This is a genomic window from Azospirillum sp. A29, from assembly GCF_042604625.1.
GTDB lineage: Bacteria > Pseudomonadota > Alphaproteobacteria > Azospirillales > Azospirillaceae > Azospirillum > Azospirillum palustre.
The window spans coordinates 307,437-323,200 of sequence record NZ_CP170464.1 but is presented as its reverse complement, the minus strand read 5'-3'; the positions used below and the strand labels follow the sequence as shown (position 1 = coordinate 323,200).

The following is a 15,764-nucleotide window of genomic DNA, read 5'->3' as shown; positions in this document are numbered from 1 at the left end:
CGCCGCGCTGGCCGCGATCATACGAACGATTTCGGCGACACTGTGACATCGCTTTTATTACTAGATTTACTTGATCCCTTCTTCGGCGATCCTTTGCTGCAACGCAAGCATGTCCCGCCACGCTTCCCGTTTTGCGATAGGGTTGCGCAAGAGGTACGCCGGATGGAGCATGGGCATCAGCGGGACGGGGGTTCCTGCAACCTCGTAGGCCCGCCATTGCCCGCGCAGGCGGGTGATGCCCTCCGCCCGGTTCAGCAGGGTCTTGGCCGAAACCCCTCCCAGCGCCACCAGCAGCTTCGGCCGCACCAGTTCCACATGCCGCTCCAGGAAGGGCAGGCAGGCGGCGATCTCCGCCTGGGTCGGGCTGCGGTTGCCGGGCGGGCGCCAGGGCAGGATGTTGGCGATGTAGACGGCGCTGCGGTCCAGGCCGATCTGGGCCAGCATGCGGTCCAGCAGCTTGCCGCTGACCCCGACGAAAGGCTTGCCCTGCCGGTCCTCGTCCTCGCCCGGCGCCTCGCCGATCAGCATCACCCGCGCCTGCGGGTTGCCGTCGGCGAAGACGGTGTTCATCGCCGTCGCCTTCAGCGGGCAGCCGTCGAAGCTGCGCAGGGCCGCCTCCAGCGCCTCCAGCGTCTGCGCGTCTCCGGCGCGGGCACGGGCCTGGATGCCGGCCTCGCTGGCGCCCAGCGGCTGGTCGGGCGAGGCGAAGAGGGCCGTTGCAGGACGTGCTGCCGCCGGGGCCGGCGCCCGAGTCGGGGTGGGACCGCGCGCCGCGTTGGGCCCCGCAGCAGGGCCGGAAGCCGCGCCACCGGCCGCGGCTGCGCCGGCGGACGGTGCGCGTGTGACCGGCCGGGCGGTGAGGGCGGCCCAGTCGGTCGGCTCGTCGCCGATGGCCTCGTCGCAGCCGATATCGGCATGCCAGCGCAGCGCGTCGAGGATGTCGCATACGTCAATCATCGTTTGACCTTACCACAGATCGTGTGGTCTTACATGTCCAGATACCCAATTTGGGTGCGGCGCAAACCGTGCTACAAGCACGCGCCCGCAAAAAGACCATAGGGCGTCCCGAGGGAAACAGTACCAAAACAAGACGGTGGGGGAGTGTGGTGATGGAACGCGAACCGCGCGAGGTCATGGAATACGATGTTCTGATCGTCGGCGCCGGCCCGTCGGGCCTGAGCGCCGCGATCCGTCTGCGGCAGCGCGCGGCCGAGACCGGGCAGGAACTCAGCGTCTGCGTGATCGAGAAAGGGTCGGAGGTGGGTGCGCACCTGCTGTCCGGCGCCGTCTTCGAGCCGCATGCGCTGGACGAGCTGATCCCGGACTGGAAAGAAAAAGGCGCTCCCCTCACCACCAAGGCGCGCGAAGACCATTTCCTGTTCCTGACGGAAAGGAAGGCCTACAAGTCGCCCTTCGCCCCGCCGCAGATGAACAACCACGGCAACTACATCATCAGCCTGGGCAATCTGGCCCGCTGGATGGCGACGCAGGCGGAAGAGCTTGGGGTCGAGATCTACCCCGGCTTCGCCGCGGCGGAAGTGCTGTACGACGACAAGGGTGCGGTGAAGGGTGTCGCCACCGGCGACATGGGCATCGGCAAGGACGGCGAGAAGACCGGCAACTACACGCCCGGCATGGAGTTGCACGCCAAGCAGACCATATTCGCCGAGGGCTGCCGCGGGTCGCTGACCAAGACCCTGTTCGAGAGGTTCGATCTGCGCCGCGACTGCCAGCCGCAGACCTACGGCATCGGCATCAAGGAGCTGTGGGAGGTCGATCCCTCCCAGTCGAAGCCGGGCCTGATCGTCCACACCATCGGCTGGCCGATGGACCCCAAGACCTATGGCGGGTCGTGGCTGTATCACATGGAAGGGAATCTGGTGTCGGTCGGCTTCGTCGTCGGCCTCGACTACTGGAACCCCCACATGAGCCCGTTCGAGGAGTTCCAGCGCTACAAGACCCACCCGGCGATCCGCCCGACCTTCGAAGGCGGCCGGCGTCTGTCCTATGGCGCCCGCGCGCTGTCGGAGGGCGGTTTCCAGTCGATCCCGAAGCTGACCTTCCCCGGCGGCCTCCTCATCGGCGACGGCGCCGGCTTCCTGAACGTGCCGAAGATCAAGGGCAACCACACCGCCATGAAGTCGGGCATGGTCGCGGCCGAGGCGGTGTTCGACCACCTGACCGGCGGCGCCGACAACGGTCCGGAGGTCATCGCCTATCCGGAGCGTCTGAAGCAGTCCTGGGTCTGGCCGGAGCTGTACGCCGTCCGCAACATCCGCCCGGGCTTCCAGAAGGGCCTGTGGGCCGGTCTGGCGAACGCCGCCTACGAGACGGGGCTGAAGGGCAAGTCGCCCTGGACGCTGAAGCACCATGCCGACCACACCACCCTGGTGAAGGCCAGCGAGGCGCCGAAGATCGCCTACCCCAAGCCGGACGGCAAGGTCAGCTTCGACCGCCTGTCCTCGGTCTACCTCTCCAACACCAACCATGAGGAAGACCAGCCGCCGCACCTGACGCTGAAGGACAAGTCGGTCCCGATCAGCGTCAATCTGGCGCTCTACGACGCGCCGGAGCAGCGCTACTGCCCGGCCGGTGTGTACGAGATCGTCCGCAACGATGACGGCAGCGATCCGCGGTTGCAGATCAACGCGCAGAACTGCGTGCACTGCAAGACCTGCGACATCAAGGACCCCACCCAGAACATCAACTGGGTCGTGCCGGAAGGCGGCGGGGGGCCGAACTATCCGGGCGGCATGTAAGACGCTTTTGTCTCCCTCCGACCCACGGCTTCGCCACGGGTCGGAGGGGGCATGCGCATGCGCCGAAGCCACATGCAGATGGATGACCGGCACCACCCCGCGGGTGCCGGTTGCGCCGCGCGCCACTCCTATCTATAAGGCAAGCGGTAACCTTTCTGCGACGGCGCGATGATCGTTTCCTGTCCGACCTGTTCGACGCGCTATACCCTCTCTGACGAATCGCTCGGGCAGGATGGCCGGAAGGTTCGTTGCGCCCGCTGCGGTCACACTTGGTGGCAGATGCCCGACCGGGCGGAGCTTGAGCCGGTCGTCCCCGATGCCCTGACCGAACTGCGGCCCGCAAAGCCCGCAGCGAAGGCCGCCGGGAAATTCGCAGAAAAATCCAAAAGCAAATCACCGAAGGCCCCGCACGCCAAGCCGGCCCGCAGCACGGTGATCGGCTTCGCGGTGTTGGGGCTGCTGGTCGTCGGGTCCGCCGCCGGCGCCTATTTCGCCCGCGATGCCATCGTCCGCAGCTGGCCGCCCGCGGCATTGCTCTATGACGCCGTCGGCATGCCGGCCGAACCGCCGGGTTTTGGGCTGGAGCTGCGCAACATCCGCTCGGAACAGAAGCTCGAAGGCGGGAAGACCATGCTGCTGCTGGAGGGGGAGGTCGCCAACACGACCGACACCGAGCGCACGCTGCCGCCGCTGCGCGTCAACACCTTCGGTCCGGAGCACAAGCTGCTGCAAAGCTGGGCCATCGAACAGTCGGCCGAAACGCTCGGCCCTGGTGCCGCAGCGGGATTCCACCACAGCCAGCCCGATCCCGGCCCGGTGACCGAAGTGACGATCACCTTCGGCGGTCCGCCTCCCGGCCTGGAGCCGCCCGCTGCCGAGAAGCCTGGCGAGAAGGCCCCGGAAAAGCCGGCTGCTGCGAAGCCGGCTCCGGAAAAGCACCCCCCTGAAAAGCACGCGGCCCCGGCCAAGGGCCACTGATCAGGATCGGGGCGGCACTCTTCACCGCTCCGGGATGCCGTATTTCCGCAGCTTGTTGGCGATCATGGTGTGCGAGGTGTTCAGCCGCGCCGCCAGCTTGCGGCTGGACGGAAAGCGCGGGTAGAGCCGGCGCAGCAGCGTCCGCTCGAACCCGTCCACCGCATCCTCCCAGCTGCCGGCATCCTCCGCCGGCACTTCGGCCGCCTGCATGCCGGCACCGGCCAGTTCCAGGTCGGCGGCGTCCAGCGTGCCGCCGTCGCTCATCGTCACGGCGCGGAAGATGACGTTCTCCAACTGCCGCACATTGCCGGGCCAGCGGTTGGCGAGCAGCGCCGCCGCCGCCGCCGGGGTCAGCCGGCCGGGCGGGCGTCGGGCCTGAGCAGCGGCGCGCGCGATGAAATGGCGGGCCAGCAGCAGGATGTCCTGCCCACGCTCCCGCAGGGGCGGGACATCCAGAGTCAGCACGTTGAGGCGGTAGAACAGATCCTCGCGGAAGCTGTGGTCGGCGACCATCGCCTCCAGCGAGCGGTGGGTGGCGCTGATGACGCGGACATCGACCTTCTGCTCACGCTCACCGCCCACCCGGCGGAAGCTGCCGTCATTGAGGAAACGCAGCAGCTTGGCCTGGAGATAGGCCGACATCTCGCCGATCTCGTCGAGGAAGACGGTGCCGCCATGGGCCAGTTCCAGCAGGCCGGGCTTGCCGCCGCGTTGCGCCCCGGTGAAGGAGCCGGGGGCGTAGCCGAACAGCTCGCTCTCCGCCAGATTCTCCGGGACGGCGGCGCAGTTCAGCGCCAGGAAGGGCTTGTCGCGGCGCGGGCTGGCGCGGTGGCAGGCGTGGGCGATCAGTTCCTTGCCGGTGCCGGTCTCGCCCAGGATGAGCAGCGGCGCCTCCATCGCGGCGACGCGCGCGGCGCGTGCCTTCAGCGCCCTGACCGGCGGCGATTCGCCGAGGATGCGGTCGAAGCCGCCCTCATCGAAATTCTGGATCGCATCCAGCCGTTCGCCAAGGCGCGACGGGGTGAACAGGGTGATGACGGCACCCGCCGCCTCGACATCGACGATAGGCGTCACCTCCAGCAGGAAGGGCTGGCCGTTCAGCGTCACCTCGCGCCCGGACATGCGGAAACCGCCCGCGGTCAATTCACCCGTCAGGCCGGGTTCGCCGAACAGCTCCCCCAGATCGAGCCCGGCGAGGCGGGCTTCCGGCAAACCGGCAACCTGGGCGGCGGCTGCACTCGCCACCACGACGCGGGCCGCACGGTCGACCGCCAGCACCGGGTCGGGCAGGGCGGCGAGCAGCGCATCCAGATGCAGCCGCCGCCGCGTGCCCGGCAGCATGTCGATGGCCGCCACCGACCGCACCCCGACAATGCCCCGCAGCGCGTCGGAAAGAGCCGGCAGGGCCGCCGGATCGAGGCCGGGGGCGTCGATGTGGATCAGCGGCGGGTCGACCTCGACACCGACCACATTGAGCCGGCGCAACGCCAGCACGGCGAGGATCTCATGGGCGATGCCGACACGGTCGGTGAAGGTAACTTCGATGCGCATGGGCGTGGCGTTGGCAGTGGGGACGACCGACACTCACTGTACACATATCGTTACGCCGTATCAAAATCTTTACACCGCTTCAAGTCGTTGATTTCCAACATCCTAGTCCGGAAAGGCTGCCCCCCTGTAAATATGCGCATACACCAGATCACCCACCGCACCGCCCGCATTGCAGCAAATCCGCCATTTCCCGGACTGGCACGGTGTTTGCGAAACACCCACCCAAGCGAAGTCATCCATCCCTCGGGGAGCCAGTCTCATGCGCGTGATCGTTCTGGGCAGCGGCGTCATCGGTGTCACCACCGCCTATTATCTGGCGCGCGCCGGGCATGAGGTGACCGTGATCGACCGTCAGGCCGGTCCGGCGCTGGAGACCAGCTATGCCAACGCGGGCGAGGTGTCGCCGGGCTATTCCGCTCCCTGGGCGGCGCCGGGGCTGATGCTGAAGGCCGCCAAGTGGATGATGATGAAGCATTCGCCGCTGGTGATCCGGCCGAAGCTGGATCCGGCGATGTGGTCCTGGTGCCTGAAGCTGCTGGCCAACGCCAACGAGGCGAGCTACCAGCTGAACAAGAGCCGCATGGTCCGCGTCGCCGAATACAGCCGCGACTGCCTGAAGGCCCTGCGCGCCGAGACCGGCATCACCTATGACGAGCGCACCCAGGGCACGCTCCAGGTGTTCCGCACCCAGAAGCAGATGGACGCCGCCGGCTACGACATGGCGGTGCTGGAGCGCTACGGCGTTCCCTACAGCCTGTTCGACCGCGACGGCCTGACCTCGGTCGAGCCGGCTTTGGCCCATGTGAAAGAGAAGCTGGTCGGCGCGCTGCACCTGCCGGGCGACGAGACCGGCGACTGCTTCCAGTTCACCAACAAGCTGGCCGCCTATGCCGCCAAGCGCGGGGTGGAGTTCCGCTACGGCGTCTCCATCCGCGGGCTGGAGAGCGACGGTCGCAAAATCACCGGCGTGCTGACCGACCAGGGCACGTTGACCGCCGACAGCTACATCGTCGCCATGGGCAGCTATTCGCCCAAGCTGGTGAAGCCGCTGGGCATCGACCTGCCGGTCTATCCGGTGAAGGGCTATTCGCTGACCCTGCCGATCACCGACGCCGCCCATGCGCCGGAATCGACGGTGATGGACGAGACGCACAAGATCGCCGTCACCCGCCTGGGCGACCGCATCCGCGTCGGCGGCACGGCGGAGCTGTCCGGCTTCGATCTCAGCCTGCGCGAGAGCCGCCGCGGTCCGCTGGACCATGTGGTCAGCGACCTGTTCCCGAAGGGCGGCGACCTGTCGAAGGCGGAGTTCTGGACCGGCCTGCGCCCGAACACCCCGGACGGAACGCCGATCCTGGGGGCGACCAATGTCCGCAACCTGTACCTCAACACCGGCCACGGCACGCTGGGCTGGACGATGTCTGCCGGCTCCGCCCGCGTGCTGGCCGACGTGGTCAGCGGCCGTCAGACCGAGATCGACATGGAAGGCCTCAGCGTCGACCGCTACGGCCGCAAGCCGTCGGTGGCGGTGTCGCGCCCGGCCGCCGTCCGTCCCGCCTGACCTGGGCCGGCTCGACCTGAATATGTGACCCGCGCCGTACGGCGGACGCGGGTCATCGCCAGCTCAAGAAGGGCGGCGTCGGTGATCTCGGCTCCATCCAGCCGATGTCGTCCGCGCCGCCCTTCGCATTTCTCCACCCGGTGTCCGAGGCGCCTGAGATGCAGGATCGCCTCGTAGAGCCGGGTTGGCGGTTCTGCGCTCGGACGGGCCGTCACGGATGGACCACCAGGACGACCAGCCGCTTCGGCCCATGAACGCCGTAGGCCAGCGTCTGCTCGATGTCGGCGGTCTTGCTGGGACCCGACACCAGCAGAACGTTGGTCGGCATCGCCTGCGCCCATCCCTGGTCGCGCATCGCCTGCAGGAAGGTGTCGTAGAGGGCGTCCGCACGCAGCAGCGCGATGTGGATGTGCGGGACCAGCGAGAGGGTGCGCGGTTCGTCGGCCGTCGGCCACAGGATCAGGCTCCCCGTCTCGGCGATGGCGCCACGGGTGGTGGTCAGGCCGGCTTCGATGGAGTCGAACAGCTGGGGCTTGAGGTCTTCGAGCGGGCGGTCGTAGGGGATCAGGGCGGTGGAACCTGCGCCCCACCCCTCGACCAGCCGCTTTCCCGTCTCAGTCTCCGGCGCGTAGACCAGCGACCCCACCCCCTCGCGTGCCAGGAACTCGCGCAGCACCGCCGGCCAATCGGCCTCGGCCGCGTCGAGAAACTCGGTATGCACCGCCTCCATCAGGCGGCGGATGCGGGGCAGCCGCTCCTCCTCTGCCCATTGCTTCGCTTCGATCGGCGCGAAGTCCGAGACCGGCGGGGTGAGCGGGTGGGCGTCGCGCGTCTTGCGCAGCTTCGTCAGGATCGAGTTGCGGGCGTCAGACATCGGGAATCCTCTTGGCGCGGGCGAGGTCGTGCAGGGTGCGGCTGGCGAAGCGCGGCTTGGTGCGGACATTCGTCCACTCCTTCAGCATGGGCAACGACGACGGCGCCGCGTTGCCGAGCTTGCTCATCGCCAGCGTGGCGACGCGGTAGGCGGTTGGCGAGGCGTTCATCGCCGCCCAGCCGCTCCACACCATCGCTTCCGTCCGGCTGGCCTTGGCGCCGCCGTCCTTGACCGCACCGCTGGGCTTCACCGCCTCGACCCGCAGGCGCCCCATGATCTCGACGATGGGGATCTTCACCGGGCAGATCTCGACGCAGGCGTTGCACATGGTGCAGGCGTGGGGCATGGCGCCGCGCTTGGCCAACCCCTCGATCTGCGGCACCAGGATCTTGCCGATGGGGCCGGGATAGGGCGCCTCATAGGCATGGCCACCGACCTTGGTGTAGACCGGGCAATGGTTCATGCAGGCGCCGCAGCGGATGCAGCGCAGCGTGTCGCGCAGTTCCGGGTCGGCGTAGATGCTGGAGCGGCCATTGTCGAGGATGACCAGATGCACCTCGCGCGGGCCGTCCTTCTCACCCGGCTTGCGGGGACCGGAGATCATGTTGACGTAGGTGGTGATCGGCTGGCCAGTGGCAGAGCGCGGCAGCAGGCTGATGACCGGCGGCACATCCTCCAGCTTTTCGACGACCTTCTCCAGCCCCATGAAGGCGATGTGGACCGGCGGCACCGTGGTGCACATGCGGCCGTTGCCCTCATTCTCGATCAGGCAGAGGGTGCCGGTCTCCGCCACCGCCGCATTGACCCCGGACATGCCGACTTCGGCGGCCTGGAACTTGGCGCGCAGAACCCGGCGGGCGAGGTCGGTCAGATACGCGGCATCCTCGCGGCTCTCGGCGTCCTTGATCTTGCGCTTGAACAGATGAGCGATCTGCTTGGTGTTCAGGTGGATCGCCGGCATGATGATGTGCGACGGCATGGTGCCGTCCAGCTGCACGATGTATTCGCCGAGGTCGCTTTCCAGAACCTCGATGCCGTCCTTTTCCAGGACGGCGTTCAAATGCATCTCCTCCGTCACCATTGACTTGCCCTTGACCACCAGCGTGGCATTTGCCTTGTGCAGGATGTCGAGGGCGATGGCGTTGGCCTCGTCCGTCGTGGCGGCCCAATGGACGGTGATGCCGTTGCGGGTGCAGTTTTCCTCCAGCTTTTCCAGCAGTTCCGGCAGCTTCGATAGGGCGCGCAGCCGGACCGAGGCGGCCAGCGCCCGCACCCCCTGCCATTCGCCGGCATCGGCGAACTGGGCGGCGCGCTTGCTCATCAGCCCGTCCATCGCGCGGCGGAAATTGCCGCGCAGCTGCGGGTCGGCCAGCGCCGCGTGCGAGGCGGCGGCGAAATCCGGTGCGTTACCGTCCATGGATGCGCTCCTTCAGGAACTGGGCGATGTGCTGGCCGCGCGCGGCCTTGGCTCCGGCCTCCAGCGCGCCACCGATGTTCAGCAGGCAGCCGCAGTCACCGGACACCACGCGGGCGGCCCCGGTGTCCTCGATGTCCGCCACCTTGTCGCCGACCATCGCGGCGGAGATGTCCGGATGGCGCACGGCGAAGGTGCCGCCGAAGCCGCAGCATTCCTTCTCCCGCTTCAGTTCGACCAGCTCGACATTGGCGAGCTGGCGCAGCAGGGACTTCGGTTCCTCGACGACGCCCATCTCGCGCTGGGCATGGCAGGAGGCGTGCCAGGTGACGCGCACCGGCTCCCCCTTGTCGGTGAGCTGGACGTCGAGGACATGGACCAGGAACTGCGTCAGCTCCCAGACGCGGGCCGCAACCTGCACCGCCTTGGCCTCGTCCGGCTCGCCATGGAACAGGTCGGGCCAGTGCTTCTTCATCATGCCGGCGCAGGAGCCCGACGGCACGACGATGGGATCGTCGCCGGGAAACAGGTCCAGCTGGGCGCGGGCGACTTTCAGCGCGTCGGCGCGGTAGCCGGAATTGTAGGCGGGCTGGCCGCAGCAGCTCTGCCCCTGCGGAAAGACGACGGTCAGGCCCTGCGACTGCAACAGCTCGATCCCCGCCATCCCGGCATCGGGAAAGAACAGGTCGACGAGGCAGGTGCCGAAATAATAGACGCGGGTGGGTTTAGGGGTCGCGGACATCGGGCGCTTCCTCGGGAATAATCGTGTCGGCGGGCGTCGTTCAGAAGGCCGGTTCCGCCACTTGCGTCGTCGCCTCGGCCTTCGCCGTCGCGCAGGCGTCGACCAGATAGACGATGGACCGGTAGGGAACGCCCGCCTTGTCGGACAGGCCGATCTCGCAGGTCCGGCTGGTGGAGTAGCCCGACGCGCAGCCTTCCGGCACCGTGGCCGGCAGGTGGCGAAGGGCGTGGGCGTTCAGTTCCGGCGTGGTGAAGCCCTTGTCGCCGGCGAAGCCGCAGCAGCCGACGTCGGGCGGCACCACCACCGTCTCGGCGCAGGCTTTCGCCACGGCGGTCAAGGAGCCGTCCAGCCCCATCCGGCGGGTGGAGCAGGTCAGGTGCAGCATCACCGGTTCCGCCGTCTTGGCGATGTCCAGGCGGGGCAAGGCGAACTCGCCGAGGAACTCCGCCACGTCGAGGATGCGCAGCCCCGCGTCGGTCAGCCGCTTCTTCAGCCGTAGGGCGCAGGGGCTGGTGTCCATCACCACCGGGTAGCGGCCGCCCCGGCTCGCCTTCGACAGAGCGGCCAGCATGGCGTCGGCCTTGGCGTCGGCGGCCTCGATCAGGCCCTTACTCTCAAGCGGCATGCCGCAGCATTGGCCATCCGCCGCTTCCGGATAGAGGATGCGGAAGCCGGCCTTGCGCATCACCGATTCGACGACCTCGGGCAGCGGGCGCTGCTGGGGATCGCCAGCGGCTGGGCCCATAGTGCGGCTGACGCAGCTGGGGGCGTAGACCACCGTCGGCACGTCGTCGTCGGTGACCGTTTCCGCCTTTGACGAGAAGGTCGCGGCGGTCGGCAGGTTGCGCGGCAATGAGGGCAGGGCGCCGCCGGTCAGCACGCGTGCTGCGGCCTCGGCGACCCCATGTCCGACCGTGCGGCGGGCGAAATCGGCCAGACGCAGGCCGGTGCGGGCGAGGCCCAGCGTTCCTTCCATATGGTCGGCGACCAGAGCCCCCGCCTTGCGGGCCACGGCACCGCGCCGCTCGCCGCGCATGGATTTGATCAGCAGCCCGGTCTCGATCCCCACCGGGCAGGCGGTCGCGCACAGGCCGCAGGCGGCGCAGGTGTCGATGCCCTGGTAATCGTAGGCGGCGGCGATCTCGGCTAGGCGCCCGGCATCGTCACCGGCGGATTCCAGCCTCGCCAGTTCGCGCCGGCCGACGATGCGCTGGCGTGGCGACAGGGTGAAGCGGTGGGACGGGCAGGTCGGTTCGCAGAATCCGCACTCGATGCAGGTATCGACCAGCGGGTCGGCTGGCGGCATCGGCTTCAGGTTCTTCAGGTGGGCCTGCGGGTCACCGTTCAGGATGACGCCCGGATTCAGCAGCCCGTCGGGGTCGAAGAGATCCTTGATTTCCTTCATCAGCCCATAGGCCTGCGGACCCCATTCCATCTCGACGAAGGGAGCCATGTTGCGGCCGGTGCCGTGCTCCGCCTTCAGCGAGCCGTCGTAACGGGTGACCACAAGCTCCGCGACATCGTCCATGAAGCGGCGGTAGCGGTCGATCTCCGCCTGGGTGTCGAAGGCCTGGGTGAAGACGAAGTGCAGGTTCCCTTCCAGCGCGTGGCCGAAGATGATCGCCTCGCGGTAGCCGTGGCGCTCGAACAGCGCCTGCAATTCGCGCGTCGCGTCGGCCAGCCGGGGCAGGGGGAAGGCGACGTCCTCGATGATGACGGTGGTGCCGGTCTGGCGGATGGCGCCGACCGCCGGGAATAGGCCCTTGCGGATCTTCCAGAAGCCTTCGCAGGCCTTGGCGTCGGTGGTGAAGCTCGTATCGCCGATGGTGACGCAGCTGGCCAGCACCGCAGCGATCTCCGCCACGTTGGCGTCGAGCGCCGTGGCGCTTTCGGCCCGGGTCTCCACCAGCACGGCCGCCACCTCAGGGCCGAAGCTGCGGATCTGCGGCGGCATGCCCGGCTTGTCCTGGATGGAGCGGAGCGAGGCGCGGTCCATCAGCTCGGCGGCGTCGACCGGGGCGGCCTTCAGCAGCGCCACCGCGCGGCAGGCCTCGGCGATGTCGGGGAAGAACAGGAGCGCGCTGGCCTTGTGCGGATGCTCCGGCACGGTGCGCAGCGTGATGGTGGAGATGAAGCCCAGCGTGCCTTCCGACCCGATCATCAGGTGCTGGAGGATGTCGACCGGGTCCTCGTAATCCACCAGGGCGTTCAGGCTGTAGCCGGTGGTGTTCTTGATGCGGAACTTGTCGCGGATGCGGGTCGCCAGCGCTTTGTCGGCGCGGGTGCGGGATCCCAGCGCCGCCAGCCGGTCGAGCAACGCGCCGTTGCTTTGCTGGAAAGCACGGCAGCTGGCCGCATCCGCGGTGTCCAGCACCGTGCCGTCGGCCAGCACCAGCCGCATCGATTCCAGCGTGCGGTAGCTGTTCTGCGCGGTGCCGCAGCACATGCCGCTGGCGTTGTTGGCGGCGATGCCGCCGATCTTCGCCGTGGCGATGGAGGCGGGATCGGGACCGATCTTGCGGCCCAACGGGGCGAGGCGGCGGTTGGCCTCCGCCCCGATCACGCCGGGTTGCAGGGTGACGGTGGCCGCGGCCGGACCGATGGTGCAGCCCCGCCAGCCGTCCCCCAGCACCACCAGCACGCTGTCGCTGACCGCCTGGCCCGACAGGCTGGTGCCGGCGGCGCGGAAGGTCACCGGCACGCCGTGCCCGCGGGTGATGCGCAGCAGCCGCACCACCTCCTCCTCCGTTTCCACCAGCGCCACGATCTTCGGGATCAGCCGGTAGAAGCTGGCGTCGGTGCCGTAGGCCAGCGTGCGCAGCGGGTCGGTGACCAGCCTTGCCTGCGGGATGACGGACTGAAGCTCGGCCAGCACACGGTCGTAAGGGGCGGGCAGCATTGGCGGCGGCTCCTGCTTGGGGGAGGAGGACGTGGAGGTGGAAGGACCGGCCGCTTAGCGGCCGATCACCATCAGGGTGAAGGGCCAGAGATAGGCCTGCGCCATCACCAGCAGGCCGACCAGCGCGGTCAGCGCCAGCGAGTGCCAGATGACGAAGCGCAGGATCTTGCCCTCATGTCCATGCCACTTGGTGGCGACGGCGGCGACGACGATGCTCTGGGCGTCGATCATCTTGCCCATCACGCCGCCCGAGCTGTTGGCGGCGGCCATCAGCGTCGGCGGCAGGCCGAGCTGTTCCGACGACACCTTCTGCAGGCTGCCGAACAGCACATTGGACGCCGTGTCCGACCCGGTCAGCGCCACGCCGAGCCAGCCCAGGAAGGTGCCGAAGAACGGGTAGAGGAAGCCGGAATTGGCGAAAGCGAGGCCCAGCGTGGTGTCGAGGCCCGAGTAGCGGGTGGTGTAGCCGAGCGCCAGCATCGCCGAGATGGTCAGCAGCGAGTTGCGGATGGCGTAGAGGGTGCGGCCGTAGGTCTTCACCATCTCGACCGGCGAATAACCCATCAGGAATCCGGAGATGACGGCGGCGATGAAGATGCCGGTGCCGGTGGCCGACAGCCAGTTCAGGGTATAGACGGCCGCTTCCGGATGGGCCTTGGCAACCACCGGGGGAACGCGCATCACCATGTTGTGCAGGCCATCGATCGGGAACTTGAAGATCGACACGCCGTCAAGGAAGGCCTTGACCTCGGGGATGCCCCACAGGAAGACCAGCACGCTGAGGATCGCCCAGGGCATCCAGGCACGGCGGACTTCCGCGGCGCTGTAGCCGTGGCTGCGGCGCGCCTCGCCTTGGACCACGGCGGCGCCGGCGGACTGCGTCATGGCGGAGGCGCCGCCGGCGGTGTGCCAGATCGCCTTCGGGTGCCAGACCTTCAGGAACAGGGTGACGCAGACCAGCGAGACGATGGCGGCGGCGACGTCCACCAGCCAGGGGCCGTGATAGTTCGACACCAGATACTGCGGGACGGCGAAGGAGACGCCGGCGACCAGGATGGCCGGCCAGATCTGGATCATGCCGCGCCAGCCGGCAAAGGCGACGATCAGCCAGAACGGCACCAGCACCGAGAAGAACGGAAGCTGACGGCCGATCATCGCCGACAGGTCCAGCAGAGGCAGGCCGGTGACCGCCGCCAGCGCCAGCACCGGCGTGCCGAGCGCACCATAGGCGACCGGGGCGGTGTTGGCGATCAGCGACAGGCCCGAGGCGGCCAGCGGGGTGAAGCCCAGCCCGATCAGCATGGCGCCGGTCACGGCAACCGGCGTGCCGAAGCCGGCGGCACCCTCGAAGAAGGCGCCGAAGCAGAAGGCGATCAGCAGGAGCTGGAGCCGGCGGTCGTTGGTAATGCCGGTGATGCTTTCCTGCAGGATCTTGAACTGCCCGCGCTGCTCGGTCAGGTGATAGAGGAAGATGATGTTGACGACGATCCAGCCGATCGGCAGGAGACCGTAAGCCGCACCCAGCAGCGCGGTCTTTCCCGCCATCGCCACCGGCATGCCGAACACGGCGACGGCCACCGCCAGCGCCGTCGCCAGACCCAGCAGGGCGGCGCGGTGCGCCTTCATATGGAAGATGCCGAGACCGCCCAGCATCACCAGGACCGGCAGCGACGCGAACAGCGTCGACAGCCAGATGTTGTTCATCGGGTCGTAGACTTGCGACCAGCTCATCGTCAGGGGTCTCCTTCTCGGGGAGTGATGTCGGTCCGAACGGTGTCCCGGGAGAAGGAGGGCCGATTTTGCACGCATCCTGCCTGCCCGCGCCTGGAGGACGGCGCGGGAGGAAGGCCGGATGTCGGCAAAGCGGAAGCGTTCACCGCCGCCGGGGTCTTGCGGCCCCGATGCTCACGGTGCGGATGCGCCCTTGCGGGTGCTGGTCCGTCCTGTCCCGGTACGTTGTGGATGCACTTTCCGCTCCGGCCGGTTTGGGGAAAGCCCCTTGCCAGTCCGGCGGCGATGGACATCTCTTATCCATACGGTGTGCGTTGGATAAAATATTTTACCAGACTGTGCAATGGCTGAATCGTTTGTCAGCCGACCAACTTTGGTAGGGGGGTGCGACCTCGCCGGTCGCCGCCGCTCTGGACGCCTGTTCCGTCCATCGCTATTGAAGAGGATCGGGACGCACAGGGAGAGGCCGCCCACCCAATGCAGGGGACGATCAAACCGGCCAAGCTGGCCGACGCCATTGCCGAGCATCTGGAACGGCTGATCCTGGAAGGCGCGCTGCGTCCGGGGGAAAAGCTGCTGGCCGAACGCGAGCTGGCGGTGAAGCTGGACGTGTCGCGCCCGTCGCTGCGTGACGCCATCGCCAAGCTGGAGGAGCGCGGCCTGCTGGTCAGCGGGCGCGGCGGCACCCATGTCGCCAGCTTCCTGTCGCAGATCGCCGATCCGCTGATGACGCTGATGCGCAACAAGCCGGACGCGTCCTTCGACTATCTGGAGTTCCGCCGTTCAATCGAAGCGGCCGCCGCCGGGCTCGCGGCCCAGCGGGCGACCGACCTCGACCGCGACGGCATCCGCGCCATCGTCGCCCGGATGCAGGCCGCCCACGGCAAGGACGACAGCTCGGAAGAGGCGGATTCTGACGCCGACCTGCATCTGGCGATCTACGAGGCGGCGCACAACGTCGTCATGCTGCACATCATGCGGACGCTGTCCGATCTGCTGCGCAACGACGTGTTCTACAACCGCACCGACCTCTATTCCCGGCCGGGCGTGCGCGAGTTGCTGCTGCAACAGCATCTGGCCATCGCCAATGCGGTGCTGGACGGCGACGCGGATGCTGCGAGTGCGGCGGCCGAGGGCCATGTGGAGTTCACCTTGCAGACCCTCCGCGAGATCCGCGAGCACAACGCCCGCGTCCAGGTCTCGTTGCGGCGGATCGGCCGGACCGACCTGATCGACAGCGGGGTGTGAGAGGGCC

11 protein-coding genes are annotated in these 15,764 nt (G+C 68.0%); 4 read left to right on the top strand and 7 right to left on the bottom strand.

The genetic code is table 11. The features are described from left to right. Positions 1-66: 66 nt before the first annotated feature. A complete protein-coding gene (locus ABNQ38_RS13525; RefSeq protein ID WP_377807481.1) occupies positions 67-957 on the bottom strand; it encodes a uracil-DNA glycosylase family protein in 891 nt (296 codons plus the stop codon). 152 nt (positions 958-1,109) lie between these two features. On the opposite strand from ABNQ38_RS13525, the gene ABNQ38_RS13520 reads away from it, so the two are divergent. Together ABNQ38_RS13520 and ABNQ38_RS13515 are read left to right on the top strand one after the other, a co-directional pair. Next, entirely contained in the window at positions 1,110-2,759 is a 1,650-nt protein-coding gene (locus ABNQ38_RS13520; RefSeq protein ID WP_377807480.1) for an electron transfer flavoprotein-ubiquinone oxidoreductase, read from the top strand. A gap of 168 nt (positions 2,760-2,927) precedes the next feature. Then, on the top strand, positions 2,928-3,737 hold the full coding sequence (locus tag ABNQ38_RS13515; protein WP_377807479.1) for a zinc-ribbon domain-containing protein: 810 nt from the start codon (positions 2,928-2,930) through the stop codon (positions 3,735-3,737). A gap of 21 nt (positions 3,738-3,758) precedes the next feature. Here ABNQ38_RS13515 and ABNQ38_RS13510 read toward each other — a convergent pair whose 3' ends face one another. Continuing rightward, entirely contained in the window at positions 3,759-5,288 is a 1,530-nt protein-coding gene (locus tag ABNQ38_RS13510; protein ID WP_377807477.1) for a sigma 54-interacting transcriptional regulator, read from the bottom strand. A 259-nt stretch (positions 5,289-5,547) separates the two neighbouring features. On the opposite strand from ABNQ38_RS13510, the gene ABNQ38_RS13505 reads away from it, so the two are divergent. Then, positions 5,548-6,849: a D-amino acid dehydrogenase gene (locus tag ABNQ38_RS13505; RefSeq protein WP_377807476.1), complete on the top strand. Its 1,302-nt coding sequence runs from the start codon at positions 5,548-5,550 to the stop codon at positions 6,847-6,849. A 211-nt stretch (positions 6,850-7,060) separates the two neighbouring features. Here the strand turns inward: ABNQ38_RS13505 and ABNQ38_RS13500 are convergent, their stop codons facing one another. Genes ABNQ38_RS13500 through ABNQ38_RS13480 form a run of 5 tightly spaced genes read right to left on the bottom strand, consistent with a single transcriptional unit; the run spans position 7,061 to position 14,509 of the window. Continuing rightward, the gene (locus tag ABNQ38_RS13500) at positions 7,061-7,723 is read right to left on the bottom strand and encodes a lactate utilization protein C (RefSeq protein WP_377807475.1); all 663 of its coding nucleotides are present in this window, start codon (positions 7,721-7,723) and stop codon (positions 7,061-7,063) included. Further along, positions 7,716-9,140 carry a LutB/LldF family L-lactate oxidation iron-sulfur protein gene (locus ABNQ38_RS13495; RefSeq protein WP_377807474.1) on the bottom strand — a complete coding sequence of 475 codons (1,425 nt, stop codon included), beginning with the start codon at positions 9,138-9,140 and terminating at the stop codon, positions 7,716-7,718. Before ABNQ38_RS13495 ends, ABNQ38_RS13500 begins: the two co-directional genes overlap by 8 nt. After that, a complete protein-coding gene (locus ABNQ38_RS13490; protein WP_377807473.1) occupies positions 9,130-9,879 on the bottom strand; it encodes a (Fe-S)-binding protein in 750 nt (249 codons plus the stop codon). Before ABNQ38_RS13490 ends, ABNQ38_RS13495 begins: the two co-directional genes overlap by 11 nt. Positions 9,880-9,919: 40 nt before the next feature. Continuing rightward, positions 9,920-12,778 (bottom strand): FAD-binding and (Fe-S)-binding domain-containing protein, encoded by a 2,859-nt coding sequence (locus tag ABNQ38_RS13485; RefSeq protein WP_377807472.1) that lies wholly within the window; start codon positions 12,776-12,778, stop codon positions 9,920-9,922. Between the two features lie 54 nt (positions 12,779-12,832). After that, complete coding sequence (locus ABNQ38_RS13480) at positions 12,833-14,509, bottom strand: L-lactate permease (protein WP_377807471.1); 1,677 nt, start codon at positions 14,507-14,509, stop codon at positions 12,833-12,835. A 477-nt stretch (positions 14,510-14,986) separates the two neighbouring features. Between ABNQ38_RS13480 and ABNQ38_RS13475 the strand changes: the two genes are divergently transcribed. After that, a complete protein-coding gene (locus tag ABNQ38_RS13475) occupies positions 14,987-15,757 on the top strand; it encodes an FCD domain-containing protein (RefSeq protein ID WP_377807470.1) in 771 nt (256 codons plus the stop codon). Positions 15,758-15,764 lie beyond the last annotated feature (7 nt).

Coding starts and splice junctions, on each gene's coding strand:
- ABNQ38_RS13525 (WP_377807481.1), bottom strand. CDS start 957: ATGATTGACGTATGCGACATCCTCGACGCGCTGCGCTGGCATGCCGAT.
- ABNQ38_RS13520 (WP_377807480.1), top strand. CDS start 1,110: ATGGAACGCGAACCGCGCGAGGTCATGGAATACGATGTTCTGATCGTC.
- ABNQ38_RS13515 (WP_377807479.1), top strand. CDS start 2,928: ATGATCGTTTCCTGTCCGACCTGTTCGACGCGCTATACCCTCTCTGAC.
- ABNQ38_RS13510 (WP_377807477.1), bottom strand. CDS start 5,288: ATGCGCATCGAAGTTACCTTCACCGACCGTGTCGGCATCGCCCATGAG.
- ABNQ38_RS13505 (WP_377807476.1), top strand. CDS start 5,548: ATGCGCGTGATCGTTCTGGGCAGCGGCGTCATCGGTGTCACCACCGCC.
- ABNQ38_RS13500 (WP_377807475.1), bottom strand. CDS start 7,723: ATGTCTGACGCCCGCAACTCGATCCTGACGAAGCTGCGCAAGACGCGC.
- ABNQ38_RS13495 (WP_377807474.1), bottom strand. CDS start 9,140: ATGGACGGTAACGCACCGGATTTCGCCGCCGCCTCGCACGCGGCGCTG.
- ABNQ38_RS13490 (WP_377807473.1), bottom strand. CDS start 9,879: ATGTCCGCGACCCCTAAACCCACCCGCGTCTATTATTTCGGCACCTGC.
- ABNQ38_RS13485 (WP_377807472.1), bottom strand. CDS start 12,778: ATGCTGCCCGCCCCTTACGACCGTGTGCTGGCCGAGCTTCAGTCCGTC.
- ABNQ38_RS13480 (WP_377807471.1), bottom strand. CDS start 14,509: ATGAGCTGGTCGCAAGTCTACGACCCGATGAACAACATCTGGCTGTCG.
- ABNQ38_RS13475 (WP_377807470.1), top strand. CDS start 14,987: ATGCAGGGGACGATCAAACCGGCCAAGCTGGCCGACGCCATTGCCGAG.